Source organism: Roseovarius azorensis, from assembly GCF_900109455.1.
Taxonomy (GTDB): Bacteria; Pseudomonadota; Alphaproteobacteria; order Rhodobacterales; family Rhodobacteraceae; genus Roseovarius; species Roseovarius azorensis.
This window is the reverse complement of the sequence record NZ_FOAG01000008.1, coordinates 47,148-73,315: the sequence shown is the minus strand read 5'-3', so window position 1 is coordinate 73,315 and position 26,168 is coordinate 47,148. Positions and strand designations below refer to the sequence as shown.

At 64.7% G+C, this 26,168-nt stretch carries 27 protein-coding genes; 9 read left to right on the top strand and 18 right to left on the bottom strand.

Annotated features, from left to right (window positions below):
• Positions 1–17 precede the first annotated feature (17 nt).
• Entirely contained in the window at positions 18–2,309 is a 2,292-nt protein-coding gene (locus tag BSG08_RS12885; protein ID WP_093037579.1) for a glycosyl hydrolase family 28-related protein, read from the top strand.
• 20 nt (positions 2,310–2,329) lie between these two features.
• Here the strand turns inward: BSG08_RS12885 and BSG08_RS12880 are convergent, their stop codons facing one another.
• Complete coding sequence (locus BSG08_RS12880; protein WP_093037576.1) at positions 2,330–2,989, bottom strand: hypothetical protein; 660 nt, start codon at positions 2,987–2,989, stop codon at positions 2,330–2,332.
• Positions 2,990–3,101: 112 nt separating this feature from the next.
• Here BSG08_RS12880 and BSG08_RS12875 point away from each other — a divergent pair, with 112 nt between their 5' ends.
• The 4 genes from BSG08_RS12875 (at position 3,102) to BSG08_RS12860 (ending at position 4,574) form a co-directional block, all read left to right on the top strand.
• Positions 3,102–3,422 carry an antibiotic biosynthesis monooxygenase family protein gene (locus tag BSG08_RS12875; RefSeq protein ID WP_093037573.1) on the top strand — a complete coding sequence of 107 codons (321 nt, stop codon included), beginning with the start codon at positions 3,102–3,104 and terminating at the stop codon, positions 3,420–3,422.
• Positions 3,419–3,703: a DUF5665 domain-containing protein gene (locus BSG08_RS12870; protein WP_093037570.1), complete on the top strand. Its 285-nt coding sequence runs from the start codon at positions 3,419–3,421 to the stop codon at positions 3,701–3,703. The genes BSG08_RS12875 and BSG08_RS12870 overlap by 4 nt, the downstream gene beginning before the upstream one ends.
• 76 nt (positions 3,704–3,779) lie before the next feature.
• Positions 3,780–4,187, top strand: coding sequence for a universal stress protein (locus BSG08_RS12865; protein WP_093037567.1), 408 nt, complete (start codon positions 3,780–3,782; stop codon positions 4,185–4,187).
• 51 nt (positions 4,188–4,238) lie between these two features.
• Positions 4,239–4,574 carry a VanZ family protein gene (locus BSG08_RS12860; RefSeq protein ID WP_093037564.1) on the top strand — a complete coding sequence of 112 codons (336 nt, stop codon included), beginning with the start codon at positions 4,239–4,241 and terminating at the stop codon, positions 4,572–4,574.
• On the opposite strand, the gene copM is transcribed toward BSG08_RS12860, so the two are convergent.
• From copM to BSG08_RS12805, 11 genes are all read right to left on the bottom strand, one after another.
• Positions 4,568–4,951 carry a CopM family metallochaperone gene (gene copM, locus BSG08_RS12855; protein WP_093037561.1) on the bottom strand — a complete coding sequence of 128 codons (384 nt, stop codon included), beginning with the start codon at positions 4,949–4,951 and terminating at the stop codon, positions 4,568–4,570. The genes BSG08_RS12860 and copM overlap by 7 nt on opposite strands.
• Positions 4,952–5,050: 99 nt before the next feature.
• Positions 5,051–6,706 carry a dihydroxyacetone kinase subunit DhaK gene (locus tag BSG08_RS12850; protein WP_093037557.1) on the bottom strand — a complete coding sequence of 552 codons (1,656 nt, stop codon included), beginning with the start codon at positions 6,704–6,706 and terminating at the stop codon, positions 5,051–5,053.
• Positions 6,707–6,716: 10 nt separating this feature from the next.
• A complete protein-coding gene (locus tag BSG08_RS12845) occupies positions 6,717–7,712 on the bottom strand; it encodes an ABC transporter ATP-binding protein (RefSeq protein WP_093037554.1) in 996 nt (331 codons plus the stop codon).
• A complete protein-coding gene (locus BSG08_RS12840) occupies positions 7,705–8,802 on the bottom strand; it encodes an ABC transporter ATP-binding protein (protein WP_093037551.1) in 1,098 nt (365 codons plus the stop codon). Before BSG08_RS12840 ends, BSG08_RS12845 begins: the two co-directional genes overlap by 8 nt.
• Before the next feature lie 3 nt (positions 8,803–8,805).
• Positions 8,806–8,994 (bottom strand): hypothetical protein, encoded by a 189-nt coding sequence (locus tag BSG08_RS12835; RefSeq protein WP_093037547.1) that lies wholly within the window; start codon positions 8,992–8,994, stop codon positions 8,806–8,808.
• Positions 8,991–9,929 carry a carbohydrate ABC transporter permease gene (locus tag BSG08_RS12830; RefSeq protein WP_093037544.1) on the bottom strand — a complete coding sequence of 313 codons (939 nt, stop codon included), beginning with the start codon at positions 9,927–9,929 and terminating at the stop codon, positions 8,991–8,993. Before BSG08_RS12830 ends, BSG08_RS12835 begins: the two co-directional genes overlap by 4 nt.
• On the bottom strand, positions 9,926–10,873 hold the full coding sequence (locus tag BSG08_RS12825; RefSeq protein WP_093037541.1) for a carbohydrate ABC transporter permease: 948 nt from the start codon (positions 10,871–10,873) through the stop codon (positions 9,926–9,928). Before BSG08_RS12825 ends, BSG08_RS12830 begins: the two co-directional genes overlap by 4 nt.
• A gap of 93 nt (positions 10,874–10,966) precedes the next feature.
• Positions 10,967–12,289, bottom strand: a complete 1,323-nt coding sequence (locus BSG08_RS12820; protein WP_093037538.1) for an ABC transporter substrate-binding protein — start codon at positions 12,287–12,289, stop codon at positions 10,967–10,969.
• A 352-nt stretch (positions 12,290–12,641) separates the two neighbouring features.
• Positions 12,642–13,667: a LacI family DNA-binding transcriptional regulator gene (locus tag BSG08_RS12815; RefSeq protein ID WP_245770697.1), complete on the bottom strand. Its 1,026-nt coding sequence runs from the start codon at positions 13,665–13,667 to the stop codon at positions 12,642–12,644.
• Between the two features lie 197 nt (positions 13,668–13,864).
• Positions 13,865–15,328 carry a cobyric acid synthase gene (locus tag BSG08_RS12810; protein WP_093037875.1) on the bottom strand — a complete coding sequence of 488 codons (1,464 nt, stop codon included), beginning with the start codon at positions 15,326–15,328 and terminating at the stop codon, positions 13,865–13,867.
• A gap of 106 nt (positions 15,329–15,434) precedes the next feature.
• Positions 15,435–15,755 (bottom strand): DUF6280 family protein, encoded by a 321-nt coding sequence (locus BSG08_RS12805; protein WP_093037872.1) that lies wholly within the window; start codon positions 15,753–15,755, stop codon positions 15,435–15,437.
• A 217-nt stretch (positions 15,756–15,972) separates the two neighbouring features.
• On the opposite strand from BSG08_RS12805, the gene efp reads away from it, so the two are divergent.
• A complete protein-coding gene (gene efp, locus BSG08_RS12800) occupies positions 15,973–16,536 on the top strand; it encodes an elongation factor P (RefSeq protein WP_093037532.1) in 564 nt (187 codons plus the stop codon).
• A 60-nt stretch (positions 16,537–16,596) separates the two neighbouring features.
• Here the strand turns inward: efp and BSG08_RS12795 are convergent, their stop codons facing one another.
• Both BSG08_RS12795 and ygfZ read right to left on the bottom strand, forming a co-directional pair.
• A complete protein-coding gene (locus tag BSG08_RS12795; RefSeq protein WP_093037529.1) occupies positions 16,597–17,679 on the bottom strand; it encodes a Hint domain-containing protein in 1,083 nt (360 codons plus the stop codon).
• Between the two features lie 162 nt (positions 17,680–17,841).
• Positions 17,842–18,579: a CAF17-like 4Fe-4S cluster assembly/insertion protein YgfZ gene (ygfZ, locus tag BSG08_RS12790; RefSeq protein WP_093037526.1), complete on the bottom strand. Its 738-nt coding sequence runs from the start codon at positions 18,577–18,579 to the stop codon at positions 17,842–17,844.
• A 65-nt stretch (positions 18,580–18,644) separates the two neighbouring features.
• Between ygfZ and BSG08_RS12785 the strand changes: the two genes are divergently transcribed.
• Positions 18,645–19,328, top strand: coding sequence for a TIGR04283 family arsenosugar biosynthesis glycosyltransferase (locus BSG08_RS12785; protein WP_093037523.1), 684 nt, complete (start codon positions 18,645–18,647; stop codon positions 19,326–19,328).
• On the opposite strand, the gene BSG08_RS12780 is transcribed toward BSG08_RS12785, so the two are convergent.
• Positions 19,320–20,003, bottom strand: coding sequence for a tyrosine-protein phosphatase (locus BSG08_RS12780; RefSeq protein WP_093037520.1), 684 nt, complete (start codon positions 20,001–20,003; stop codon positions 19,320–19,322). The genes BSG08_RS12785 and BSG08_RS12780 overlap by 9 nt on opposite strands.
• A 136-nt stretch (positions 20,004–20,139) precedes the next feature.
• Between BSG08_RS12780 and BSG08_RS12775 the strand changes: the two genes are divergently transcribed.
• Positions 20,140–21,351: a pyridoxal-phosphate-dependent aminotransferase family protein gene (locus BSG08_RS12775; protein WP_093037517.1), complete on the top strand. Its 1,212-nt coding sequence runs from the start codon at positions 20,140–20,142 to the stop codon at positions 21,349–21,351.
• A gap of 123 nt (positions 21,352–21,474) precedes the next feature.
• On the opposite strand, the gene BSG08_RS12770 is transcribed toward BSG08_RS12775, so the two are convergent.
• Complete coding sequence (locus tag BSG08_RS12770) at positions 21,475–22,584, bottom strand: pyridoxal phosphate-dependent aminotransferase (RefSeq protein ID WP_093037513.1); 1,110 nt, start codon at positions 22,582–22,584, stop codon at positions 21,475–21,477.
• A 107-nt stretch (positions 22,585–22,691) separates the two neighbouring features.
• Between BSG08_RS12770 and BSG08_RS12765 the strand changes: the two genes are divergently transcribed.
• A complete protein-coding gene (locus BSG08_RS12765; RefSeq protein ID WP_093037510.1) occupies positions 22,692–23,486 on the top strand; it encodes a crotonase/enoyl-CoA hydratase family protein in 795 nt (264 codons plus the stop codon).
• A 426-nt stretch (positions 23,487–23,912) separates the two neighbouring features.
• Here the strand turns inward: BSG08_RS12765 and dacB are convergent, their stop codons facing one another.
• Together dacB and BSG08_RS12755 are read right to left on the bottom strand one after the other, a co-directional pair.
• Entirely contained in the window at positions 23,913–25,412 is a 1,500-nt protein-coding gene (dacB, locus tag BSG08_RS12760; protein WP_093037507.1) for a D-alanyl-D-alanine carboxypeptidase/D-alanyl-D-alanine endopeptidase, read from the bottom strand.
• Positions 25,409–26,083, bottom strand: coding sequence for a nicotinate-nucleotide adenylyltransferase (locus tag BSG08_RS12755; protein ID WP_093037504.1), 675 nt, complete (start codon positions 26,081–26,083; stop codon positions 25,409–25,411). The genes dacB and BSG08_RS12755 overlap by 4 nt, the downstream gene beginning before the upstream one ends.
• Between the last annotated feature and the right edge of the window lie 85 nt (positions 26,084–26,168).

Here is a 26,168-nt window from a genome sequence, read left to right as displayed (position 1 = left end):
CAACGAAAGGGAACTCCATGAACAAGGCAATCACCGACGGCATCGTTTTCATGCCACTGCCCTTTGCGGCAGGATTGGGTCAATGGTCAAGCGGCGACGGCACGCCCGGCTCTGACACCTATGAAGGCGCCGCCAATGCGACATTTGTGCCGGCGGATCAGGATTTCGGCGGCGCGCTGGAACTGCAGAAGACCGAAAGCCTGCAAAAGCTGCGCTACATGGGCGAGACACCGATCCTGCCCGGCTGTTATTTGCAGATCCGCGCGCGGATCAAGGCCATAGCGGGCAACCTGCCCGAGGTGCGGATTGCGGGCTTTGCCGGGGGTGCGGGTGGCGTGCCGCTGGCGGGCGTGACGCTCAGCGGGCCGTCGGTGACGCTGACCAGTTATGGCGAGGTGGTCGAGGTCAGCGCCATCGTCGGCACCGGCGCGCGCATGGGGGTGGATATGGTCTGGGGCCGTGACGCCCTGTTCGGACATTTCGGGATTGATCTGACCGGACCCAGTGGTGGCATCGTGCGAATCGACGACATCACCATCGAGGATGTCAGCGCGGTCTTTCTGGGCAAGATCGTGAGCGCGGTCGATGTGCGCGATTACGGTGCTATCGGTGACGGGGCGACGGACGATCACGCCGCTTTCGAGGCCGCCGATACGGCGGCGCAGGGCCGCGAGATCATCGTGCCCGCCGGCACCTATTTCCTGGGTCAGAGCACCACGATCCAGAGCCGCATCAGGTTCGAGGGCAGTCTGGTGATGCCCGATGCGGCGATTCTGGCGCTGACCGCCAATTTCGATCTGCCCGCCTATATCGACGCCTTCGGCGATGGCGAGTTGGCCTTCAAGAAGGCGTATCAGGCGCTGCTGAACAATCCGGGCCATGTCGCGCTAGACCTGCGCGGGCGCAAGGTGGCGCTGCGTGCGCCGATTGATATGGCGGCGGCGGTCGGCAACAAAAGCAGCTACAATCAGCGCCATGTGATCGAGAATGGCCAATTCTCGGTCTTTCCCGGCGCGGCCTGGGATACCGAGGTGCTGACCTCGCAGGCGACCTATGATCCGGCGGATGCCAAGCGGCTGAGCAATGTGGTGGATGTCGCCAATATCCCGGTTGGGGCATTGATCCAGGGCAATGGCGTGGGCCGCGAGGTCTATGTCACCGCAAAGAATGTCGCAGCGCAGCGCCTTGATATCAGCCAGCCGCTGTTCGACGCGGCGGGCACGCAGGTGTTCACCTTCCGGCGGTTCAGATACATGCTCGATTTCAGCGGGTTCGCGGATATTTCGCGCATGGTCTTCTCCGAGATCGACTTTCAGTGCGGCGGCCATTGCAGCGCGGTCATGTTGCCGCCGCAGGGGTCGGCCAACCATTTCCGCGATTGCTTCATTACCCGGCCCAGGGATCGTGGCATCACCAGCCATGGCGAAGGCGATCAGGGCATGATGATCGACCGCTGCCAGTTCCTGTCCGATGAAAGCCCGCTCCTGTCGACCCAGCGTGTCTCGATCGGGTTCAACGCCAACGCCAATGACATCAAGGTGCGCGACAATCGCGTGGTGCATTTCCGGCATTTCGGCGTGATCGCGGGGTCCAGTTCGATTCTGTCGGGGAACCATGTGTTCCAGGGCGACTCGGCACAGAACGGCATCCGCACGGCGGGGTTCGTGCTGACGCGGACCAACAATCGTGGCACGCTCACCGGCAATTACATCGACAACTGCTTTGTCGAATGGGGCAACGAACACGATCAGGCGCCGGAATTCGCCAGCGAGTTCTCGTTCAGCGCGCTCAGCCTGATCGGCAACGTGTTTCTCGCCAGCGATGTGGCCCCTTGGTTCACTTTCCTGATGGTCAGGCCGCATGGGGCGGGCCATTTCCTTAACAATCTCAACGTGACTGGCAATTCCTTTCGGATCATCGGCGCGAATACCGATCGGGTCGAGGCGGTGGATACCAGCTTTGCCGATCTGGATTATGACCGGATCCGCAACATCACCTTTGCCGGGAACGCCTTTCACAACGTGAACACAAGCGTGGCAAGCCCGCTCGCGCTCCAGCATACGGAAAGCAGCGCACAGGCGGCATGGGTCGTTTCGCCTGCGCCGAAACTGCCTTTCGGGGCATGGGCGCAGACCGTCGAGTCGGTCGTCGCCGCGGGACCGTTGCGTGATGCGTCCGGGGCGGTCGTCTTTGCCGCACCCTATGCCGAGGCCGGGCAGGGGGGCGCTGGCGATCAGATCACCCTGCGCTGGCCGGGGCCGGTATCCGGCACAGTCGTCCTGCGCGTGCGGATCGACGATCCGTTATGAGCCGCAGGCTCTGGCCTGGGTCAGAACCTGCGCCAGAGACCCAGCCTGATTCCGTTGTCGCCCCCTCCGGCGATGGGTGTGATCACGCCCAGTTCGACCTGCTGGCCCGGTTTCGTCTCGTAGATGAGCGAGGGGGCGAACCGGGCATAGGGATCGCCCGTATCGGGCCGTCCGGATTGCAGTTGCAGGATCATCCTGGTTTTCCGGCTGGCCGACAGCCCGAAAGTGATATCACTTTCCAGGGCCACGTCACGCCCGCCAAAGAGCACCGCGCGACCATCCACTGCCAGCCAGCCTTGACGTCCGCCCAGCATGAAACCGCGCCCCAACGACAGGCCGGGGCGCAGGGCGTTTTTTTCTTCGACCTGTCCGGCGCCCAATTCGAAGGCAAGTTTCAGAGACCTGTCCACCCGCCCCAGTGGCCAGCGCAGAAAGGCAATCGTCTTGTTCATGCGCAGCGCGTCCCCGCCCAGATCGACGCCCAGCGTCAGCCGTCCGGTCACGCCGTATTCGGCATAGAGCGCGTTGCTCTGCCGGTAGAACCCGAATTCATCCGGCCCCTCGATCTGTCCCGAAAGCACGGCAAAGACCTGCCCCTTGTCACGCGGCCACGCGCCTGCGGTGGCCATGACCGCCAGCCACGGCATCAGGATCAGCCCGAGGATCAGGAGTCGCGACATGGTTACCTCTGCGCTAACCATGATTAAAAATGGTAAAGCGGCGGTTAAGACATGTGCGGAATTTACCGTTGCATGCCTGCGTGTTAGGCTAGATCCACAAAGGAGGTGCCCGATGCCGCATATCACCACCGACACCAGCCACCAGACCGTGATCACCACCTTCGAGGTGACGCCGGGCACATGTCAGGATCTGCTCGACCTGCTGACCGAGGCCTACGAGGCGTTCATCTCGCGTCAGCCCGGATTCATCGCCGCCGGTCTGCATGTGAACGACGCCCAGACCCGGATCGCCAACTATTCGCAATGGCGCGCGCGCGAGGATTTCCAGGCCATGCTGCGCAGCGACGAGATGCGCGCCCGCAACCGGGAAATCAACGAACTCTGCAAGAGTTTCGAGCCGGTGATGTATGATGTCGCGGCGACCTTCGGATGAAGGACGAACGGGCAAGCCCGGAGGATCTCACGCGCGAGATCGAGGCGTTGCGCGCCGAACTGCGCCTGCTCAACAGCCATCGCTTCGTTCGTATTCACAATTCCATGCCGCGCCTCCTGGCGTTCAATTTCGCGCGTGGCCTCGCGGTGGGGTTGGGGACGGTGGTGGGCGCCACCGTGCTCCTGTCGATCCTGGTCTGGATGCTCAGCCAGATCGAGGTTCTGCCGATCATCGGCGAGTGGGCGGCAGAAATCGCGGCGCAGATCCGCGAGGCGCAGTAGCGGGGGGTGATCTGGATCAAGGCACGCGCCTGGGTTCCGCGCCAGTCTTGAAGACTGCAACAGGAAAGGACAACCAATGTACAAGCATATTCTGGTGCCGGTTTCGTTTGACAGGGAACGCGACGCCGCTGGCGCGCTGGACGTGGCCCGGCTTCTGGCTGATGAAGGAGGCAAGATCAGCCTTCTTCACGTGATAGAGCAGATTCCCGGCTATGCGATCTCCTATCTGCCGCAAGGGTTTCTCAAGGAGGCGCGCAAGGCGATCGAGGCCGAACTGGCCGATCTGGCTGCAACCTTGCCCAATGGGGCGTCCTATGTGGTGGACGGTCACTCTGGCCGCACCATCCTCGACTGGGCCGAAGCGCATGAGCCCGATTGCATCGTGATCGCCAGCCATCGTCCCGGCATGCAGGATCTGCTGCTGGGATCTACGGCAGCCAAGGTCGTTCGCCATGCCACCTGCGCGGTGCATGTGGTCCGCTGACACGCTCGGGTTCCGCTTGATTTCGCGGCACGCCATGCCTAAGGGCTGGGCATGGCCCGCTTTGTCACCCTGATCCTTGCGCTTGTGATCGCAGCTCTGACCCTGATCCCGCATCCCCCCGGTCCGCAGGGGCCGCCGGGAGTCGACAAACTGTTGCATTTCATGGCCTTTGCGGCGCTGGCCATGCCCATGGCCTATGCCCGTCCTGCCCTGTGGCGCGCGGTGGCGCTGACGGTGCTGGCCTATGGCGGCGTGATCGAGATCGTGCAGCCCTTCGTCGGGCGCGGGGCGGAATGGGCGGATCTGCTGGCCGATGCGCTGGGCGCGTTTGGCGGAGCCTATCTGGCGGCGCAACTGGGGCGGCTGCGGCGCGTAAGGGGTCAGTAGCCCATTTCGCGCAGGCGGTTCTGCATCCACGCGATTTCCGATTCCTGCGCGGCGATCACCTCTTCGGCCAGCCTGCGTACTTCTGGGTCGCTGCCGTATTCGAGCACGATACGCGCCATCGCCAGCGCGCCTTCGTGATGCGGGATCATCCCTCGCAGAAAATCCACGTCGGCATCGCCGGTATAGTCGATTCCCATGTCGGCATGCATCGCGGCATTGGCCTCCTTGTAGGCGCGGGTCGAGGCGGGCATGTCGTGATCCATCTGCATCGAATGCCCGCTGTGGTCGTTGCCGTGGCCGTGGCTCGCGGCCAGGGCAGGCAAGGGGGTCAAGGCGAGAATGGCGGCACTTAGGCCGGGGATCAGGCGTCCGGGCATGGAATCTCCTCTGCATGCAGGTTTTTGACAGAGATAGGAGCTTCCCCCTACTGGAAGGCAACAAGAAAAAACTTGTGATGATCACCCCGAAAAGCTCTGTCACCCCTTGGCGGGTTCGCCCTGAACCGCCTTGTCCGCCTCAAGAAGCCTCTCGAACAGCAGCGCGACCGCTTCCGCGCCGGGATCGTTGTGGCCGGCAAGGCTTTCCTCGGCCAGATAGCTGGCCCGTCCGGCGCGCGCGCGGGTGATCCTCGCGGTTGCATCGGCGCCCTCGCGTGCGGCCTGCGCTGCGACCTGCATCCCGTGCTCCAGCGCGTCCAGAGCGGGCGCGAGCGCGTCGATCATGGTCCTGTCCCCCAATCCCGCGCCACCGACCTGCTGAACCCGGTCAAGACCGGCCTTGAATGCCTCTATCGCCCCCTTGCCGCTGGCAGAGGCATCGCCCGCGGTCGCAAAGAAGATCGCCAGCAGCACGCCGGAGGATCCCCCCATGGTCTGGCTCAGTTCCTGCCCGATGGCCCGGTAAAGCTGGGTATGGTCCGCTTGCGGCAGACGGTCGAGCGCATCAATCAGCGCCCGCGACGCGGTGGCCAGGGTGCTGCCGGTATCGCCATCTCCTGATTTGGCGTCCAGCGCGTTGAGCGGCTCTTCGGCGTCAATCAGGATACGGCAGCATCGCTCGATAAAGGCGCGGGTCTTTGCGTTGTGCGACGGAATCGGCCTGATCGGCGTCAGACCGTCGGGCAGGGCCACCACCGGCACATCCCCCACCACCAGGCATCCGGGCCAGGCCCAGGGCGCGACCGGCGCCGCCAGCGCAGCCTCGTCAGCGCGCGCCGCAGGCAGCAGAGAAACCGAGAAACCCTGCATGTCGAGCGAGGTCATCATCGGCGCCGGACCCACCAGCCAGCGGATCTGCGCGCCGATCCGCGATTTCAGCAATTCCTCGGCCAGAACCGACATCTCCAGCGGTGTCGCCCCGCCCAGATTGTTGAGCAGCGCCACATGCGGTCCCGGCCCGATCCTGCGGGCGAGCCGGTCCACGACCATCTCCATCGCCGCCCGCGCGGTCGAGAAATCCACCTGCTCGATGCCTGCCTCGCCATGGATGCCCAGGCCCAGTTCGGCCTTGCCGGGGCGAATTCGGTCCTCCTTGGGGGCACCGGGGATGGTGCAGGTGTCAAGCGACATGCCGATCGACACGACGCCGCCAATGACGCGCTGCGCCGCCTCTGCCACAGTGTCCAGATCCGCGCCCTGTTCGGCCAGCGCCCCGGCGATCTTGTGCACAAACAGCGTGCCCGCCACGCCGCGCGGCTGCGGCAGATCGGGCAGCGCCACATCGTCATCGACGATCACCATGCGCACGCTCAGCCCCTGCGCGCGGGCGCGTTCGGCGGCTAGACCGAAATTCAGCCGGTCGCCGGTGTAGTTCTTGACGATCAGCAGGCACCCCGCCTTGCCCGTCACTGCAAGGATCCCGGCCAGCACCGCATCGACCGAGGGGCTGGCGAACACCTCGCCGCAGACCGCCGCCGTCAGCATGCCCTGGCCGACGAAACCCGTATGACTCGGCTCGTGCCCCGACCCGCCGCCGGATATGAGCGCAACCCTGGACTTGTCCCAGTCGTTGCGGATCACGACCTTGATATGCGGATAGCCGTCAAGCCGCGCCAGCCGCCCGCCCGCCGTGCGCAGGGTGCCGTCGATGGCCTCGGTCACAAGCGTCTCTCTGGAATTGATGAATTGCGGCATGGGATCCTCCTCAGACGATGCGTGCGCCGGTGGCGTCGAAATATAGCGCGTTACGGGGTTCGATGGCGATGCTGTCGCCGGGTTCCAGATCGGTATGCACATCGGTCAGCGTAACGATGTCATGTCCGTCCAGCCGCAGATGCAGGCGGGTCTGGTCGCCCAGCGGCTCGATGCGCAGCACCTGCGCGGGACGGCCCTCGCCTTGCCGGATATGTTCGGGGCGCAGACCGATGGTTTTTGCACCCGCAGGCGCCCCGGCGAACAGACCGGCGGGCAGGGTGTTGATCCGCGGCAGCCCGAGACGGGCCGCGACATAAAGGCTGACGGGGCTCTCGTAGACCTCGCGCGGGGTGCCGAACTGCACCAGCCGCCCCTGATCCAGCACGCCTATCTCGGTGGCCATGGTCATCGCCTCGATCTGGTCATGGGTCACATAAAGCAGCGTCGCGCCCAGCGTCGCGTGGATGCGCTTCAACTCCACCCGCAGATCGGCGCGCAGCTTGGCATCGAGCGAACTGAGCGGCTCGTCCATCAGGAAAAGCTGCGGATCGCGCACCAGCGCCCGACCGATCGAAACGCGCTGCATCTCGCCCCCCGAAAGCGCCGTGGCCTTGTTGTCCAGCTTGCCCTCGATGCGCAGCACCTCGGCCACCTCGCGCACCTTGCGCGCGATCTCATCCTCTGGCGTGCGCAGCACCGGCGAGCGCAGCGGAAAGGCCAGGTTGTCGCGCACGCTCATATGCGGGTAGAGCGAATATTGCTGGAACACCATCGCCACATCGCGCTGTGCGGGCGTGTCGCGCAGCACCGAACGTCCGCCGATCAGGATATCGCCGCCATCCGGTGCCTCCAGCCCGGAAATCAACCGCAGCGTGGTGGTCTTGCCCGCACCTGTCGGCCCCAGCAGCACCACGAAGGCGCCGTCGGCGATGGTCAGCGACACCCGGTCCAGCGCCACGGTCGCGCCATAGCGCTTGCTCACCTCGTGCAGCGTCACCTCAGCCATGCGACAGCACCCCCTCGTTCAGATCCGACCGGATGGCGCGGCCTGATTGGCTGTCGAACAGCGTCACGGTGGCGCCGTTGAAATCAAGCCCGACCGTTTCGCCCATGCGCGCGCGCTGATCGGAGGGGATGCGCGCCTTGACCTCGCCGTTATGCGTCTTCAGCGTCACGATCTGCGTGGTGCCCAGATACTCCGCGGCGATGATCTCGCCGCGATACCCCGCCGCATCCGACAGGCGCACATGCTCGGGGCGCACGCCGTAAACCATGCCGCCGTCAAACGGCTCGCGCAGCGCGGGCACCGCCAATACCTGATGATGCAGCCGCACATGGGCGTCGCCGGTCGCGACGCTGCCGTGAAAGCGCAGGAAATTCATCGGCGGCGAACCGATGAAATCGGCCACGAACATGGTGGCGGGCTTGTCGTAGATATCCTGCGGCGTGCCGAACTGTTCGACCACGCCGTGATTCATCACCACGATCTTGTCGCCCATCTGCATCGCCTCCAGCTGATCATGGGTGACATAGACGGTGGTTGCCCCCATCCTGTCGTGCAGCGCGCGCAGCTCGTCGGCCATGTGCTCGCGGAATTCGGCATCCAGCGCGCCCAACGGCTCGTCCATCAGAAAGCATTTCGGATTGCGCACGATGGCGCGCCCCAGCGCCACGCGCTGCCGGTCGCCCCCCGACAGACCGCCGACAGGACGGTCGAGAATGTCCTCGATGCCCAGAATGCCCGCAACCTCGGCCACCTTGGCGCGCACCTGCGCGCGCGGCATGCCCTGGCTGACCAGCGGATAGGCGATATTGCGGCGCACATTCATATGCGGATAGAGCGCGAACATCTGGAATACAAAGGCGATGTCACGTTGGCTGGCAGGTTTCTGGCCAACCTCCTCGCCGTCGATATAGACTTCGCCCGCGCTGGGCAGCTCCAGCCCGGCAATCATCCTCAGAGTGGTGGTCTTGCCACAGCCCGACGGCCCCAGCAGCATGAAGAACTCGCCATCCTCGATGCGGAACGAAGATGACTGCACCGCGGTGAAATCCCCGAAGGTCTTGCGCAGGTTGCGGATCACGATCTCGGCCATGGGTCACTCCGGGAAATGGCTGACGATGAGAAACATCACCGTGCCTGTGAGCGTGACGATAAAGGACCAGCTGAACGCCCACAGCGCGTAGGGCTGCATCAGCATCACCACCCCGATGGCAATCAGCACCGAGGCCAGCATTTCCCATGGACCGCGCCGCAGACGCAGGATACCGCTGATGAACGCTCTCATTTCCGCACTGCTCCAAAGGTGATGCCACGCAGCAGGTGCTTGCGCAACAGGACTGTGAACACCACGACCGGCACAAGAAAGATCGTGGCCCCCGCCGCTACCGCCGGCCAGTCGCGCCCGCCAACGCCGATGATCGTGGGAATGAACGGCGGCGCGGTCTGCGCGGTCCCCGAGGTCAGCAGCACGGCAAAGGCGTATTCGTTCCACGCAAAGATCAGGCAGAAGATCGCGGTCGAGGCGATGCCGGTCGCCGCCTGCGGCAGCACCACCTTGGTGAACGCCTGAAACCGGGTATAGCCGTCGATCAGCGCCGCCTCTTCGTATTCGCGCGGGATCTCGTCGATGAACCCCTTGAGCAGCCAGACGGCCAGAGACAGGTTGACCGCAGTATACAGCAGGATCATCCCTGCGTGGGTGTCCGACAGACCCAGATTGCGGAACATCAGGAAAATCGGGATTGCCACCGCCACGGGCGGCATCATCCGTGTGCTCAGGATGAAAAACATCAGATCGTCCTTGAGCGGGATGCGATAGCGCGAGAACGCATAGGCCGCCAGCGTGCCCAAAACCACCGACAGAAAGGTCGACCCGAACCCGATGATCACCGAATTCATGAACCGCTCGCCAAACCGCGAGGTGCCGGTGATGACCATGCCCCTGTCATGCACGATTTTCTCGTACCAGGTCTGCGGCGGGTTGGCGGCCAGATAATCGGCCGTCTGCCGCGTCTGCGTGGTAAAGAGGTTCACATACCCCTCCAGCGAGGGCGCGAATATGACCTTGGGCGGGTAGGCGATGGAATCGGGCGAGGTCTTGAACCCCGTGGCCATGATCCACAGCAGCGGCATCAGCGTGATCAGCGCATAGCCCACCACCAGGATGCCCGCCGCCCATTTCAGCCGCCGCGACGGCCCGGTGACCGATGCGCCGCTCATCTTTCCTTTACCTTGTTGAGGGCCTTGACATAGATCGAGGCCAGTCCAAAGACGGTCACAAACAGGATCACCGCATAGGCCGAGGCATAGCCCGTGCGCCATTTCTCGAAGGCCTCGCGCTTGAGGTTGATCGAGGTCAGCTCGGTGGTCGATCCCGGCCCGCCGCCGGTCAGCTGCACCACCAGATCGAACATCTTGAAATTCTCGATGCCGCGAAACAGCACCGCCAGCATGAGAAAGGGCAGGACCATGGGCACGGTGATCGTCCAGAACTGTCGCCATTTGCTGGCGCGATCGCATTCCGCCGCCTCATAGATCGACTCGGGAATGGATCGCAGTCCGGCAAGACAGATCAGCATGACAAAGGGCGTCCACATCCAGGTGTCCACGATCACGATTGCCCAGGGGGCCAGAGCAACCTCGCCGATCATGGTGAACCCGGTAGGATCCGCGCCGCTGAAGAACGCCACCACGTAATTGAACAGCCCGATCTGCGGCTGATAGAGAAAGGTCCAGAAATTGCCCACCACCGCCGGCGACAGCATCATCGGCAGCACGATGATCGTGGTCCAGAAATTGCTGCCGCGGAACTTGGCATTGATCAGCCAGGCCAGCGCGAAACCGATCAGCACCTGAAAGAACAGCGTCCAGAACAGGAAATGCGCGGTTGCCTGCATCGTCTGCCAGATATCGGGATCGCTCAGGATACGCTCGTAATTGCGCAGTCCCACCCAGGCGGTTTCGGCATTCGGGCGGTTGGCCCGGAAATTGGTGAAACTCAGCCGGATCGTCCATATCAGCGGAAAGATGTTGATCGCCAGCAACAGGAAAATCGTGGGCGCCACGAAGATCCAGGCGATCATCCGGTCCGACAGCCCCCTGATCCGCCGGGCTACCCTTGGCGGTGTTGCACGCGCCACGCTGTCCATCGCCGTCTCTGGCATGCGATATCGTCCTTTCCGGCATGTCATGGAATTGTCGGGTCGGGGCGGGCGGCCCCGGGTCGGGGGCCGCCGCTCTGCACCGGCGGTCGCGGCTCAGAGCTTGCCGTCGTCCTCGAACACCTCGGTCCAGTCACCCACCAGCGCGTCCAGTGCCTCCTGTGCCGTGCCCTCGCCTGCGATCACGTAGCGGTGGACACGGTTCTGCATCGCCAGCAGCAGTTCGGCATAGGTCGGTTCGGCCCAGAAATCCTTGACGATGGCCATCGAGTCGAGAAACGCCTGCGCATAGGGCTGGCTGTCGGCAAATCCTGGCGCCTCGACCACCGATTTCAGCGCCGGAGCGCCTCCCATGTCCCACCAGCGCTGCTGCACCTCGGGCTGCGCGAACCATTTGATGTATTCCAGCGCCGCGTCTTGATTGCTGGAATAGGACACCACCGAAATACCCTGTCCGCCCAGCTGCGCGAACTGCCCTGCAGGTCCGGCAGGATTGGGGAAATACCCCGAGCGGTCGCCGCCCACGTTGGGATCGGCATTCACCCCCGGCCAGATGAAGGCGAAATTCATCTGGAGCGCGGCCTGCCCGGATTTGAAGGCGTCGATCGTTTCGGACATGTACCAGTCCGAAGAGCCCGGCGGGGTGCAGCAATCGTAAAGCGCCTTGTAGAATTCCAGCCCCTCGACCGCGCCGGACGAATTGACGAACCCCTCCATGTCATAGGGTTTTTCCGGGTTCTCGTAGAGGAACCCGTAATTGTAGAGCGCGTTGGTCACCCCCATGGTGATACCCTCCGAGCCGCGCTCGGTATAGATCGCGGCGCCGTAGACGGTCTTGCCGTCGATCTCGCGCCCCTGGAAGAATTCGGCGATGTCCTTCAACTCGGCCAGCGTCGCGGGCACGTCCAGATCACGTCCGTATTTCTCCTTGTATTCGGCCTGCAATTCGGGCCGTGCAAACCAATCCTTGCGATAGGTCCAGCCCACCACGTCGGCATAGGCGGGCAGCGCCCAGTAATTCGGCGTGCCCTTGGGCCATTCGGCATATCCGGTCACGGTGGCGGGGATGAAATCGTCCATCGAGATGGCGTTGGCCTCGAAAAAGTCGTTCATCTTCACGTAATGCCCGGCCTCGGCGCCCAGCCCGATCCACTGGCTGTCGCCGATCATCAGATCGCACAGCTTGCCCCCGGAATTCAGCTCGTTCAGCATCCGGTCGGCGAAATTCGGCCATGGGACGAATTCGAAATTCATCTTGTGGCCGGACTGGGCCTCGAAATCCTTGGACAGCTCCACCAGGGCGTTGGCCGGATCCCATGCCGCCCAGCACAATGTCAGATTGGCGGCATAAGCGTCTTCCGCGGCAAGCCCCGAAGCGGCGGCAATCAGCGATGCCGCCAGAAGATGTGTCTTCTTCATAAGTAATCTCCTCCCATGTCACGGACGCATTTTCTGGCGTCACAATCACCACCATGTTCCGGGGTGCTGAAACGCAGATTACATGAGGAACGTACCTCTTGCCAAGATTTTAATCCGCCACCCCTGCGTTCATGGTCGCACCGGACCCGTCGGCAACTGCAATCGGCCCCCCGCACAGCGATACGATTCAAGGCTTTAGTCGGCCTGCAAGGCCGCCGAAATCCGGCCGGTCCTGCGCGCGGCTATCGGGACGGCCGATGCCGCGGCGCGCGGTTCCGTCATTCCCCGCCCGGAATGGGATGGCCGCAGGTCCTCGAATCAGATGGCTGCGAACGGCGGACGCGGGCGCGGCTCAGACCAGATTCTCGCGCACCAGAATCTCTATTCTCACGCGCTCCTGCGCCTCGTAGATCGGCAGGTTGTCGCTGAGGTTGCGCAGCACGCGCAGGGCGCTGCGCGACAGATGCCCGACATTCTGCGCGATCACCGCCGCGACCTCGTTCTCGACCAGCGCCTTGCGTGTGGTCGGACTCAGTTCATGGGCGATCACAACCAGATCGCCAAGCCGTCCGGTCCGGCGCAGCGCATTCAGCATCGCCTTATTGCCGGACCCCATCGAATAGACCCCCACCAAATCTGGCCGCCGAGCGATGACCTCGGCGATCACACCCTCCATGCGCGCCGGATCGTCAAAGAACTCGACCGAGGGAAGCGTGGTTAAAGTATTAAAATCAAAAGATATAACCTCATCAAATCCCAGCCGGCGTTCCAGGCTGTCGCGCGAACGCATGGAATTGCTGACAACCAGAACCTCACCGCCCCTGCGCACGAAACGGCCCATCAGCAGCCCCGCCGTGCGCCCGGCCGCAACACTGTTCGTGCCGATGAAATAATCTCGCTGGGAATTGGGCAGATCCGATACCAGCGTGACGACCGAAATCCCCTCATGCTTCAGCCGTGCAACCGCATCGCGCACCTGCGGCGTCTCGGGCACCATCAGCGCAACCCCGTCAAGTCTGTCCGTTTGCAGCGACAGCAGATTGCGCACGATGACGTGCGGATCCAGTAGCGGAACCCGGATGATCTCGATCAGTGTGCGGTCGGCGACCTGCGAAGCATACGCCTCTTCGATGGCGGCGGCCAGGGTGTCGACAAACTGGCTTGGCCCTTCCGGCAGGACAAAGGCGAAACGGTATTGCCGCTTCTTGGCAAGGTTGGCGGCGTAGGTGTCGCGCACATAGCCAAGCCGTGCAACCGCCGCCTGGACCTTTGCAATCGTCTTGTCGCGAACCCCGGCGCGCGCGTTCAGGACGCGGTCAACCGTGGCCAGGCTGACCCCGGCCTCTTTCGCGATGTCATGGACGGTAGGTTTGTTCACGCAGACATCCTTTTCCAGAAAGACAGGCTATAAAAATGAGGTGCGTAAATCAAGCCTCCGGGCCGGATGCCAAACGCTTCAGACGCGGTGGGGAGTCAGGCCGAACACCAGCCGCCACCCTACGACACACCGTTCCCCTGCCGGGACTGGCGGGAGCGGTCATGACCTGTCTACGATGACATGTCATGCAGGACATGTCATGCGGACCGCCCAGGCACCGACGCGCTGAGCGACCACAGCAGATCGAGATCCATGTGCCGTTCCAGATGGTCGGCCAGAGCATCGAGCGTCGCCTCGACCGCCCGCTCATACAGCAGATCCGATACAGCACCCAATTCCCTCAGATAGGACGCCCGGAATGCGTCCGAGGCGAACAGCCCGTGCAGATAGGTGCCCCGCACGCGCCCGTCGCCAGAGGCAGCCCCCTCGGTCCGCTCTCCCACCGCCAGCCATGCATGCGCGCAATCCGGGCCGGTGGTCTCGCCCAGATGAATCTCATAGCCCTGTACGTCATCGCCGGTGGCCGGATAGCGGGCCTCGGTCAGCGCCAGCCGCTTGTGCGGCCTCATCACCGTCACCACATCCAGATGTCCCAGCCCCTCAACCGCACCCTGCGGCCCCTCGATCCCATCGGGATCCTCGATGCGGCGGCCCAGCATCTGATAGCCGCCACAGATCCCCAGCACCCGGCCCCCGCGCCGGACATGCGCGGCCAGATCGATATCCCAGCCCTCGGCGCGGAACGCGGCCAGATCGGCAATGGTCGATTTGCTGCCCGCAAGCAGGATCAGACCGGCATCCGCCGGGATCGGCTGACCGCGTTGCACGATCTCGACACTTACCCCCGGCTCGTTGGCAAGTGGTGTCAGATCGTCGAAATTTGCGATCCGCCCCAGTTGCGGCACCGCCACCTTCAGCCCTCCGCGCGCCGTCGAGACCAGATCCATCACATCCTCCGGCGGCAGCCGCCATGCCTCGTCAAACCACGGCACCACGCCCAGCGAGGACCAGCCGGTGCGCGCCACGATCTCGCGCAGCCCCTCGTCGAACAGGCTCACATCACCGCGAAACTTGTTGATGGCAAATCCCCGGATCAACCCGGCATCGATCGGATTCAGCACCGCCTGCGTGCCAACGATCTGCGCAATGACGCCGCCCCGGTCGATATCCCCGACCAGGATCACCGGCACGCCCGCCGCCTGCGCGAACCCCATGTTGGCGATATCGCCGGCCCGCAGGTTGATCTCCGCCGGACTGCCCGCGCCCTCGACCAGCACAAGATCGGCGGTGCGACAGAGACGCCGGAAACTCTCCATCACCGGACGCAGCAAATCCTGCTTTCTGCCGATATAGTCCCGCGCCCCCAGCGTGCCCATGCGTTGCCCTTGCACGATCACCTGCGCGCCGGTCTCGCTCTCGGGCTTCAGCAGCACCGGGTTCATGTCGGTATGCGGCACACGGCGCGCGGCCAGCGCCTGCAATGCCTGCGCGCGACCGATCTCGCCGCCATCCCCGGTCACGGCGGCGTTGTTCGACATGTTCTGAGGCTTGAACGGCGCCACGCTCAGGCCGCGCCGGACAAAGGCCCGCGCCAGACCCGCCAGCAGCAGCGACTTGCCGACGTTCGAGCCGGTACCCTGCATCATGATCGCGCGCGTCATCGCCTGCCTCCCCGCCGGTTGCGCCGGAATAGCGAACGCCCCGGCAAAAGCAAAGACCCCGCCGTTTCCGGCGGGGTCTTGCAAGTCCATCAGCGAAATCGGCCGATCAGGCGGCTTCGGCCTGGGCTGCGGCGTGGCGCCGCTCGCTTTCCTCGCGCGACAGCGCGACCGAGGTGCGCACGCCCTTCGAGACAAAATCCATCAGACCGGCGACAACCCGCTCATTGGGGTCGATCCCGGCGCAACTGAGCACCTCACGGCCATCGCGCGACCGCGCCCAGCGGGCGATCTGCTCGGGGCCATTGCCATATTTCTTGTCATCGGAAATGGCATCATCCAGCGCGGCCAGTACCACAGCCGCAAAGAGTTTACGCGCACGATTGCCCTGTTCAGCATTAAAGGCCGTGCCGTCAACGAAATCCTTCATCATTCGTCCTTGTTGTTATTGCTCTTGCGTTTTCGGCGTGACGGTTGTTATGGCGAAGTTTCAGCGATTCGGATAGAGCGCAAATGCATATCTTCTATGCGTTTTTTGCATGTCTTCCGGTTTCGCCAAACGACATCTCGTTATCTTGCCACCCGACATAACGCCATATATAGGTCCGTCGGAATCCTTATCAACCTTTTGCCATGGTTTGAACGACATGCCCAAGATCAACGGAAACGAAATTCGCCCCGGCAACGTGCTGGAACATAACGGCGGCCTCTGGGCCGCGGTCAAGGTCGATCACGTCAAGCCCGGCAAGGGCGGCGCCTTTGCCCAGGTCGAGATGAAGAACCTGCGCAACGGCACCAAACTCAACGAACGCTTCCGCAGCGCCGACAAGGTCGAGCGTGTGCGGCTGGAACAGAAGGATCAGCAATTCCTCTACGAGGAAAACGGCAAGCTGGTGTTCATGGACACTGAAACCTATGAGCAGATCGAACTGCCTGCCGATCTTCTGGGCGAGCGCCGCCCGTTCCTGCAGGACGGCATGACCATCACCGTGGAATTCCACGAAAGTGAGGCGCTGCATGCCGCGCTGCCGCAGAAAGTGACCTGCAGGATCGTCGAGACCGAGCCCGTGGTCAAAGGCCAGACCGCGGCCAACAGCTTCAAGCCCGCGATCCTCGACAATGGGGTCAAGGTCATGGTGCCGCCCTTTGTCGGGCCGGACGAGGAAATCGTCGTCAACACCGAGACGATGGAATATTCCGAACGCGCCTGACACGGCGGGCCTGGGTGGTCGCCGGGCCGCCGCCGCCACGAAGCAGGGTCGCAAGTCGCCCTAAACCCGTGCCGCCGTGAGCATCCGCGCCTCCCAGGCCCGCAGCACGGGTCGGGCCGTGTCGAACGCGGGCCGGCCCTTGTTCTGCAGCTCGGGGAACAGCGTCAGCAACTCGTCCAGCGTGGCACGCGGGATATGGCCAATCGCCTGCGGACCGGGCAGGAAGGTTTCGGTTTCCAGCCCTTCGGCCCAGATCACGTGATGTGCCTCGCACATGATGTGCAGATACCGCACTCCGTCGGGTTGCACCGCGCGCATGACCGTGCGGTCATTGATCAGATGCTGCGCTGCCACCAGCACCTCGGTCGTGCCGAAATGCAGCTCTGCCGCCCAGTCCCGGACCAGAACCCGGTGCTGCGGCGAGACCAGCATGTCGCGCGCGGGCTTGCCGGGGCCAAAGGCATCGGCGCGGATGCACACCGGCTGAAACTCCGGGCGGGCCCGCAAATCCGCGGCTGACAGATCGGAACCGCCAACCCAGCACAGCCGCTGCAATCCGGCATCGCGCGTGCGCACGCGATCTCCTACCTTCAGATCCTCGACCGCAACATAGCCCCGCTCGGTCAGGATCTCCGTGCCTGGCGTGAAACAGGCGGGCGAGGCCAGGCTGTCGGCATCTAAGGCTGGCTGTCCGCCTGCCCCCGGTCCGTCAAAGGCGCTGACCACCTCGAGATCGACGCCAACGGGTGGAAAACCGCCCGCCGGACCGACAAAGGCCAGCCCCTCGATCGTAGCGGAGGGAGGGCTGGAATTGACCACGTTATAACCCAGCACATCCCAGGTATCTCCGGTATTCGGATCGCGCAGGGTCAGGCGATACTCCGCTCCGATCCGCGTGCCATCCGCATAGGTCACCCCGTCAATGGTCTGCGCCCCATCCAGCCGCTGATTGCCGTTATTGTCATCGAACGTCGTGCTGGTTCCGGGTTTGCTGATAAAGGTTTCGCGCCAGTGGTTGTTTTCCAGGCGGATGGTCGCGCCCACCAGATGCGTCCCGTCGCCCTGGGTGATCCCGCTCAGGGACAGCCCGCCACTGATCGCGATATTTGACGTCTCCAGCATCCAGACGCTGTAATTGGCCATTCTACCCACCTCAAGATCACCGAAACCCGTCGGTCCCACTCATGCGCACAGCCCGGTATCGTTCCGGTTTCGCCTGCCCATCAGTCAACACCCTGCGCAACCGCAAGGCTAACATCATATGATTTATAACAGATTAGCGACACTCTGACCATCTGCCCCCGGTCAGTTGACGTCAGACTGTATCCTTGCCGCACCAGCCTGCAGGGCGCCGCCCGCGCGGTCAAACCGCAGATAGGCAATGGCCTGCTCTCCCGACTGGGTATAGAGGCGTCCGGCCGGTTTGCCCTCAGCCGTCAGGATCTCGGTGCCGACAGGCGCGCGTCCCTCGATCCGCACCATTGTCAGCCCCTTCTTCATCTCGGCCTTGTGCTTCATCCGGGCGGTCACCTCCTGGCCCACGTAGCATCCCTTGCGGAAATCCACGCCGTTCAGCCGCTCGAACCCTGCCTCCAGAATGAACGTGTCGGGCGTCAGTTCGATCCCCGTCTCGGGGATGCAATGGGCAACGCGAATGGCGTCGAAATCGCTGCCGTCATCTCCGTCCTGCTCACCATAGGTGCGCCATCCCAGCGCCGGATGGCGCGGGTCGGACAGCGCATCCGCCGGTGCCGGTCCGGTGCCGCGCCTGACTTTCAGATCCGTCCCGGTGATCGCCACATCGGCGCGCAGCTTGTACATGTTCAGACGCTGTATCAGCATCGGCGCCAGGTCGGATGCCACATCCAGCCAGATCGCATCGCCCTGCCGCAACAGCAGGAAATCCGCCAGATACTTGCCCTGCGGCGTCAGCAGCGCGGCATAGACCAGCCCATGATCCAGTTTCGCCAGATCATTCGTCACCAGCCCCTGCAGGAATTCCCGGGCATCGCTGCCGGTGATCGCCAGAATGGTTCGCGCCATTGCTCATTCCCCTCGTACTGACCCTGTAATATAGGTCACAGGACCGGACACAACAGGGGACAGACATGCGCGCGGCCTTATCGGTGATCATCCCCACTCTGAATGCCGCGCAGAACCTGCCCGCCTGCCTTGCCGCGCTGATCGAGGGACTCGAGACCGGGCTGATCCGCGAACTGATCCTGTCCGATGGCGGTTCTGGCGATGCCACGCTGCAAATCGCCGATGCGGCGGGGGCGGTGATCGTGCAGGGCATGCCCTCGCGCGGCGGGCAACTGCGGCGCGGCGCGCAGGTCGCGGGCGGCGAATGGCTGCTTTTCCTGCATGCCGACACGATGCTGCCTGCGGGCTGGACGGCGGCGGTGCGCGCGCAGATGGATACGGGCGCGCCCGCCGCGTTCCGCCTGTCCTATGACGCGGCAGGGGTCATGCCCCAAATCGTGGCGGGCTGGGCCAATCTGCGCTCGCGCCGCCTTGGCCTGCCATATGGCGATCAGGGGCTGCTCGTCTCGCGGGCCGATTATGACGCCACCGGCGGCTACCCGGATATCCCGCTGATGGAGGACGTGGCGATGGCGCGCGCCCTGCGCGGGCGCATCGCGCTCCTGCCGCTCAGCGTCACCACCTCTGCCGCGCGTTACCTGCGCGATGGCTGGCTGCGGCGTGGCGCGCGCAATCTGATCCTGCTCGTCCGTTATCTTTGCGGGGCCGACCCCCTGCGCCTCGCAGCGCGCTATCGCCGCTCAGAATAAAGGTCTGTGCGCGGCGTCATAAGCCGCCTGAATGGCCGTGTGATCATATTCGGAGGCGATCCAGTCCTCGAATGCGATGCCCGTTTCCGCCTGCCGCGCCGCATACTGATCCAGAATGAAATCCAGCACCCCCGTGCGCGTCCACCGGAAATGGATGTATTTCACCCCCAGCATTCGCCGCGCCTCGGTCAAGGGCCGCCCCCCGATCACCATCAGATAGATAGCCGAGGCGAATCCGGCCCGGTCCGCCCCCGATTTGCAATGCATGACAAAGGGACGCTCGATCTCGTGAAAAGCCCGGATCACCGCCAGGATATTCTCGCGCGGGGCGGCGTTGCGCGCCTGGAGCGTGCAGTTCACCAGCCGCAGCCCAAGCTGCGCACAGCTTTCCTCTTCGGTCAGGTAATGCGCCGCACCCGCCGCCCCCCGCAGATTGAGGATCGAGCGCACGCCCATCGCCTTGAGCCGGACAAAGCGCCCATGGGTCGGCTGGTTCGAGCGATAGACGCCGGGGGCCACCTCGAAATGATTGGTCCAGACGTGGCGCAGGATCGCATGATCGAACCACAGATTGTAAATCCCGGCGCGGCGGCGGTTTTCCGGCGTCGAAAGATCCGTGTTGTAAGAGGCGCGCAGGTCGCGTTCCCAGCTGGAAATCCGTTTTATCAGGCTCATGCGCGCGGGGCTTTCCCTTGTCCGTTGGGCGTCGCACTCATCTAGGCGGCGGCGCGGGGCTTGGCAACCTCCGATCCCGATTGACGCCGCCGCAAAGCTGCGTAATGTCCGGCCCGAACCTCCCAGGAGAACCCTCATGAGCCTTGCCAACGGCCGCCCCTATCTGGCCATTCCCGGCCCCTCGGTCATGCCCGAAGAGGTGCTGCGCGCCATGCACCGTGCCGCGCCCAACATCTACGAGGGCGATCTCATCGAGATGACCGCCAGCCTGATCCCCGATCTGCGCGCCGTCGCGCGCACGACGCAGCATGTGGCAATCTACATCGCCAACGGCCACGGCGCATGGGAGGCGGCGCTGGCCAATACCCTCAACCCCGGCGACCGTGTTCTGGTTTCTGCCACCGGGCGCTTTGGTCATGGTTGGGCCGAGGTGGCGGAATTGCAGGGAATAGCTGTCGATCTGATGGATTTCGGCAAACGCGCGCCCATTGATCTCAACCGGATCGAGGATGCGCTGCGCGCCGACACCGCCCATGCGATCAAGGCCGTGCTCGCCACCCATGTGGACACCTCCAGTTCTGTTCTCAGCGACATCGCGGGTATCCGAGCCGTGCTTGACGCCACTGGCCACCCGGCGCTGCTGATGGCCGACTGTATCGCCTCGCTGGCCTGCGACCGCTTCGAGATGGACGGCTGGGGCGTCGATGTCATGGTCGCGGGCAGCCAGAAGGGCCTGATGGTGCCACCCGGCCTGGCCTTCGTGTTCTTTTCGGACAAGGCCGCCGAGGCGCGCCGCGCACTGCCCCGCGTCAACCGCTACTGGGACTGGACCGCGCGCGCCAACCCCGAGATGTTCTACCAGTATTTCGGCGGCACCGCGCCCACCCATCACCTTTACGGCCTGCGCGCGGCGCTCGACCTGATCATGGCCGAGGGGATCGAGGAAGTCTGGGCGCGGCACGACACCCTTGCCCGCGCCATCTGGGCGGCCTGCGAGACATGGGGCCAGACCGGTCCGCTGGAGATGAACATCGCCGACCCGGCGCTGCGTAGCCGCGCCGTAACCGCCCTGCGCATCGGTGCGCCGCATGGCTCGGCCCTGCGCAGATGGGTGCAGGACAATGCGGGCGTGACCCTCGGCATCGGCCTTGGCATGGCGGAACCCAACGATCCGGCCTGGCACGGGTTCTTCCGCATCGGCCATATGGGGCATGTGAACGCGCATATGGTGCTGGGCGCACTGGGTGCGATCGAGGCGGGGCTGACCGCGCTCGACATCCCGCACGGGACGGGGGCGCTTGCGGCGGCGGCACGGGTGATCGCGGGGCGGACCCGCTGCGTAGGTTGAGGCTGGCACCCGCGCGGCTCTCGTGGCGACCTGACGACAGCCCCAGGTCATTCCCGCCAAACTCAGGCACCCGGATCAAGCCCGGGGCGCTGTGGCTCTGATCGGCGGCAACACACGATAGGCCTACAGCTTCGCCGCCTTCGCCAGCGCCTCGGGCAACGCGCCCGCCAGCACCTCCAGATCCTGCGGCCGCCCGCAGCTGATGCGGATGCAGCGGTCCTGCGGCGCCACGAACGGCATTCGCACGAACACCCCCCGCGCCACCAGCCCCGCCAGAACCCGGCGCGCGAAATCGCCGTCCCGCCCGCAGTCCACGCTGACGAAATTGGCGGCGGAGGGGATCACGCCCAGCCCGTTCCCGCCCGCGATCCGCGCGATTTCTGCGCGCGCGCGGCGCACCTCGGCCTGTACATGCGCCAGCCAGCCGTGATCGCCCAGCGCCGCCAGCGCCCCGGCCTGCGCCATCCGGTTCATCCCGAAATGATTGCGGATCTTGTCGAAACTGCGGATCAATCCGCCTGCGCCGATCGCATAGCCGATCCGCGCGCCTGCCATCCCGTAAGCCTTTGAAAAGGTGCGCATGCGGATTACGCGCGGATCCTCCGCCGCCACCTCCGCCGCCGTGCCTTCTGGGGCAAACTCCACATAGGCCTCGTCCAGCAGCAAGAGACACCCCTCGGGCAAATCCCCGAGTGCGGCCACGATTTCGGCCCCCTGCCGCCATGTGCCCATCGGATTGTCGGGATTGGAAAGATAGATCAACCTGGCATCCACCTCGCGCGCCCGCGCGATCAGCGCCGCCAGATCCTCGTGATCGTCGCGATAGGGCACCTTGTGCAGCACCCCGCCGAACCCCGCGACATGATAGTTGAACGTCGGATAGGCCCCATCCGATGTCACCACCGCGTCGCCGGGGCCGATCAGCAACCGCACCAGATTGCCCAGCAACCCGTCGATTCCCTCGCCCACCAGCACGTTGTCGACCGCCACCCCCAGATGCCGCGCCAGCGCCGCGCGCAGATCATGGCTGGTGGGATCGCCGTATTTCCAGACGTTTTCGGCCTCTTCGCGCATCGCCGCCAGCGCCAGGGGGGATGGACCAAAGACATTCTCGTTCGCCCCCAGCCGCGCGGCAAAGGGCGCGCCTCGCATGCGCTCCTGTTCCTCGGGCCCGACAAAGGGTACATTGGCGGGCAGGCTCTGAACCAGCGGGGTGTAACGTGGCGTTTCCATGCGCCGCAGTTAACGGGAACCCGGCCCCGCGTGCAAGAGCGTGCCCCAACGTCGCCCTCGACCGCCGCCGGAAACTGCAGTTTCATGCAGGGCGAGGAGGACCGCCCATGCCCCGCGTCACCACAGAGATCACCGATCACGTCGCCCATGTCATCCTGACCCGACCCGACAAGATGAACGCGGTCGATCCCGACATGGCAGAGGCCATCGTCGCCGCCGGTCAGGCGCTGGCCGATGCCGATATCCGCGCCGTCGTGCTCTCGGGCGAGGGCAAGGCATTCTGCGCGGGCCTCGACGTGATGAGCTTTGCCAAACTGGCCGCAGGCGATCCCGAAGCGCTCATCCTGCCGCGCAGTCATGGCAATACCAACCTCTTTCAGGAGGTGGCGATGATCTGGCGCCGCCTGCCGGTGCCGGTCATCGCGGCGCTGCACGGTGCGGTCTATGGCGCGGGGTTTCAACTGGCGCTCGGCGCGGATATCCGCATCAGTGCGCCCGATGCGCAACTGGCAATCATGGAAATGAAATGGGGCCTCATTCCCGACATGGGCGGCATGGCGCTCTTGCCGCGCCTCACCCGGTCCGACGTGATTCGCCGCATGACCTACAGCGCCGCACCGATCCCTGCCGCACAGGCCGAACGCTGGGGGCTGGTGACCGAGATTGCCGATGACCCGCTTGTCGCAGCACAGGCCCTGGCCCGCGACATCGCCGCGCGCAGCCCCTCGGCCATCCGCGCTGCCAAGCGGCTGATCGGACAGGCCGAAAGTGGCATTGGCGAGGATGCCGTGCTCATGGCCGAAAGCACCGAACAGGCCGCGCTCATCGGGAGGCCCGATCAGATGGAACAGATCGCCGCCAACATGGCGCGCCGCGCGCCGGTATTCGGGCGTGGGGGATAGCGTTCCCCACATGGCATGAGATCCCCCAATGGAAACGGGATGCCGGGCACTGGTCCAGCATCCGTGAAGGGAACGTAGACCAACGACTGAGGAGCCGCGCGGTCGCTGGGCCGGGGACTGGCGAAGCAACGGTGGGAACTGCCGCTTTATGCCAGCAAATCCCGTGTGACCTCCAAGCGTCGTGCGACGCCTCAAAATCGCCAGGCCGCGGGACGGCCCGGCGATCGCGCGGCGGCGCTACGCGCCTTGTTCCGCGCGAGTGGCAGCCTCGACGTTCGCATCAGACAAACGTTGACTGCTTATCCAGCACCACCAATGCCCCCTCCGTCCCGCATAACTGCCACTCGGGCTTTCGTCCGAGCGCCTGAAGGCGCACCAGAGGCAGACCGGGACCCTTTTGTCAGGTGGCGAACATTGGCTTCAGCTTCAGCCGCCGTAAACCGCGCTCCAGCGCTCGATCAGCGCCTGCTGCAACTGTTTCGACCGCTGGTTCCAACCGCGCGCACCGGGCGGGCGCTCATCATTGGCCGGGTCAATCCGCGACCGCAGACTGTCGCTCGCCGTGAAGATCGCAAAGGCCAGGGTCGCCCCGCCCGGCGTGGCAACATAGCCCGCCAGCGCGCTGACGAAATGCAGCGTCCCGGTCTTGGCCAGCACCTTGAGCGGATGGTTCCCGACCGGCTGGCCCTGGCTGTTGCGCAGTTGGAACTCGCGCAGCAGCGGCGTCAGATGACCCGCCTGATGCACGCGCGCCAGCGCCTGCGCCAGTGCCGCCGCACCCAGCCGCGAGCGGTCACTCAGGCCCGAATGATCCTTCAGATCGGCCCCCGCCATACCCAGCCGCGACTGCGCCCACAGGCTCATCTCCTGTGCCGACTGCTCCAGCGCCACCGCGCCACCGCGCCGCTTCTTGCTGGCGGCAAGACCGACCATCTCGGCGGTCAGGTTGGTGGAATAGCGCATCATCTCGCGCAGGATCTCGGGCAGGGGCGCACTGCGGTGGCTCGCCAGCAGCGCGCCACCCGGTGCGCTGCCGCTCAGTTCCGGCTTGCCAAGCTCGATCCCGTGCGAGCGCGCAAAGGTGGCGAAGACCTCGGCCGCATAAAGCTCCGGTTTGCGCACCGGCAGCCATCGCGCACCGCCATCGCCCAACGCCGCGCGCGCCACGGTCCAGTCCTCGCGGCTGCCCGCGTCGCTGTAGGTATAGACCGGCATCGCGCGATCCGCGATACGCATCCGCGCCACGGTCACGTCGGGGCGGTATTTGCCGGATCGTGCATCCATCGTGATCCGGTACTCGCCGCCCGCGCGTTTCCACTCGAAATGCACCCGGTTGTAATTCAGGTTCAACCCCGAGAGCGCCGGGTTGTAGCCTGCATGTTCCGGCTGACCTTCGTCGATTGCCCGCCTGAACGGCACCGCTCCGCCCCAGACCAGGAACCGGCCCCGCACCTCGCGCAACCCGGTGGTCTTGAGTGCCGCCGCCATGCCCGCCAGCGCATTGGTGTCCAGCGACGGATCGCCGCCCCCCGCCAGCACCAGATCCCCCCGGAGCACACCGTTCTCCACCGGTCCGGTGGCGATCAGCCGCGTCTCGAACCTGTGCGCCGGCCCCAGGACCTCCAGCGCATAAAGCGCCGTCACCGCCTTGGTCACGCTGGCGGGGGGCAGGGCGGTCATGCCGTCTGCTTCCTCCAGAACCTGACCCGTAGTCGTGTCCGCCACTGCAAATCCGACCTGCCCCGACAGGTTCGCCTTGGTGATCAGCGCCTCGGCGCTCGGGGCGGCCACGGCCCCCTTGCGCACCGGGCCCGACGGTCGCGCCACCGGGCGCAGCGACACTTCCGGTGCGCCCGCAAACGCACCTTGGGCCAGCGCTGCCAGCGCCGTCCCGATGAACAGGCGTCTCGAATAGCTGTTGGTCATGACCCGAATTTAACCGAGGCCGCGCGGCCCGTGCAATCGGCATTGCGCTCCGCTCCGCTCACGTTTTCGCCGGTCTGCGCCGCAACCCGCGCTCGCAGGTGCGTCGAGGATATATCCATCATCGGCACATTGACGAAACACCAGGCCGGCGCGTCGGCGCGCCCAAGCGCGCGCGCATCACGGCCCGCGATTCGCGCATGGCCATAAATCCGCGCCGCCGGTGACATGCGCGCCGAAATCCGCTGGCCGGGCCGCGCCAGCACGCCCACCGGCACCGTCTCGATGATACTGCGCCAGTCCTGCCAGTGATGGAATTGCGCCAGATTGTCCGCCCCCATCAGCCAGACGAACCGCACGCCCGGATAGGCCGCCATCAGCGCCGCCAACGTCTCGGCGGTATAGCGCGTGCCCGCCCGCGCCTCGAAATCGGTGGCCGCCATGCGCGGGTGATCGACCATCGCGCGCGCCGCCGCCATCCGCGCGACCAGCGGTGCCGGTCCCTGCCGCTTGAGCGGATTGCCGGGGCTGACCAGCCACCACAGCCGGTCCAGAGCAAACCGTTTCAGCGCCTCGCGACTGATATGCAGATGCCCTTCATGCGGCGGATCGAACGATCCGCCCAGCAGACCGATCACCTGACCGGGGCGAGCATGGGGCAGGGCATGTCTCATCGCCCTTTCATTGCCAGCCCTGTGCGCCGTGTAAAGCGAAATCCCGATCCGGGCACCCCGACAGGGCGCCGCAGGCCCCCCCGCC

What these genes read in the sequence shown, in the direction of transcription:
- BSG08_RS12780 (WP_093037520.1), bottom strand. Translation starts at nt 20,003, where the DNA reads ATGAGCCTGATAAAACGGATTTCCAGCTGGGAACGCGACCTGCGCGCC.
- BSG08_RS12810 (WP_093037875.1), bottom strand. Translation starts at nt 15,328, where the DNA reads ATGACGCGCGCGATCATGATGCAGGGTACCGGCTCGAACGTCGGCAAG.
- BSG08_RS12880 (WP_093037576.1), bottom strand. Translation starts at nt 2,989, where the DNA reads ATGTCGCGACTCCTGATCCTCGGGCTGATCCTGATGCCGTGGCTGGCG.
- BSG08_RS12805 (WP_093037872.1), bottom strand. Translation starts at nt 15,755, where the DNA reads ATGAAGGATTTCGTTGACGGCACGGCCTTTAATGCTGAACAGGGCAAT.
- BSG08_RS12755 (WP_093037504.1), bottom strand. Translation starts at nt 26,083, where the DNA reads ATGAGACATGCCCTGCCCCATGCTCGCCCCGGTCAGGTGATCGGTCTG.
- BSG08_RS12765 (WP_093037510.1), top strand. Translation starts at nt 22,692, where the DNA reads ATGCCCCGCGTCACCACAGAGATCACCGATCACGTCGCCCATGTCATC.
- BSG08_RS12820 (WP_093037538.1), bottom strand. Translation starts at nt 12,289, where the DNA reads ATGAAGAAGACACATCTTCTGGCGGCATCGCTGATTGCCGCCGCTTCG.
- BSG08_RS12825 (WP_093037541.1), bottom strand. Translation starts at nt 10,873, where the DNA reads ATGCCAGAGACGGCGATGGACAGCGTGGCGCGTGCAACACCGCCAAGG.
- BSG08_RS12870 (WP_093037570.1), top strand. Translation starts at nt 3,419, where the DNA reads ATGAAGGACGAACGGGCAAGCCCGGAGGATCTCACGCGCGAGATCGAG.
- BSG08_RS12860 (WP_093037564.1), top strand. Translation starts at nt 4,239, where the DNA reads ATGGCCCGCTTTGTCACCCTGATCCTTGCGCTTGTGATCGCAGCTCTG.
- BSG08_RS12845 (WP_093037554.1), bottom strand. Translation starts at nt 7,712, where the DNA reads ATGGCTGAGGTGACGCTGCACGAGGTGAGCAAGCGCTATGGCGCGACC.
- BSG08_RS12835 (WP_093037547.1), bottom strand. Translation starts at nt 8,994, where the DNA reads ATGAGAGCGTTCATCAGCGGTATCCTGCGTCTGCGGCGCGGTCCATGG.
- BSG08_RS12795 (WP_093037529.1), bottom strand. Translation starts at nt 17,679, where the DNA reads ATGGCCAATTACAGCGTCTGGATGCTGGAGACGTCAAATATCGCGATC.
- BSG08_RS12775 (WP_093037517.1), top strand. Translation starts at nt 20,140, where the DNA reads ATGAGCCTTGCCAACGGCCGCCCCTATCTGGCCATTCCCGGCCCCTCG.
- BSG08_RS12865 (WP_093037567.1), top strand. Translation starts at nt 3,780, where the DNA reads ATGTACAAGCATATTCTGGTGCCGGTTTCGTTTGACAGGGAACGCGAC.
- ygfZ (WP_093037526.1), bottom strand. Translation starts at nt 18,579, where the DNA reads ATGGCGCGAACCATTCTGGCGATCACCGGCAGCGATGCCCGGGAATTC.
- efp (WP_093037532.1), top strand. Translation starts at nt 15,973, where the DNA reads ATGCCCAAGATCAACGGAAACGAAATTCGCCCCGGCAACGTGCTGGAA.
- BSG08_RS12875 (WP_093037573.1), top strand. Translation starts at nt 3,102, where the DNA reads ATGCCGCATATCACCACCGACACCAGCCACCAGACCGTGATCACCACC.
- BSG08_RS12850 (WP_093037557.1), bottom strand. Translation starts at nt 6,706, where the DNA reads ATGCCGCAATTCATCAATTCCAGAGAGACGCTTGTGACCGAGGCCATC.
- dacB (WP_093037507.1), bottom strand. Translation starts at nt 25,412, where the DNA reads ATGACCAACAGCTATTCGAGACGCCTGTTCATCGGGACGGCGCTGGCA.
- BSG08_RS12840 (WP_093037551.1), bottom strand. Translation starts at nt 8,802, where the DNA reads ATGGCCGAGATCGTGATCCGCAACCTGCGCAAGACCTTCGGGGATTTC.
- BSG08_RS12770 (WP_093037513.1), bottom strand. Translation starts at nt 22,584, where the DNA reads ATGGAAACGCCACGTTACACCCCGCTGGTTCAGAGCCTGCCCGCCAAT.
- BSG08_RS12885 (WP_093037579.1), top strand. Translation starts at nt 18, where the DNA reads ATGAACAAGGCAATCACCGACGGCATCGTTTTCATGCCACTGCCCTTT.
- BSG08_RS12830 (WP_093037544.1), bottom strand. Translation starts at nt 9,929, where the DNA reads ATGAGCGGCGCATCGGTCACCGGGCCGTCGCGGCGGCTGAAATGGGCG.
- BSG08_RS12785 (WP_093037523.1), top strand. Translation starts at nt 18,645, where the DNA reads ATGCGCGCGGCCTTATCGGTGATCATCCCCACTCTGAATGCCGCGCAG.
- copM (WP_093037561.1), bottom strand. Translation starts at nt 4,951, where the DNA reads ATGCCCGGACGCCTGATCCCCGGCCTAAGTGCCGCCATTCTCGCCTTG.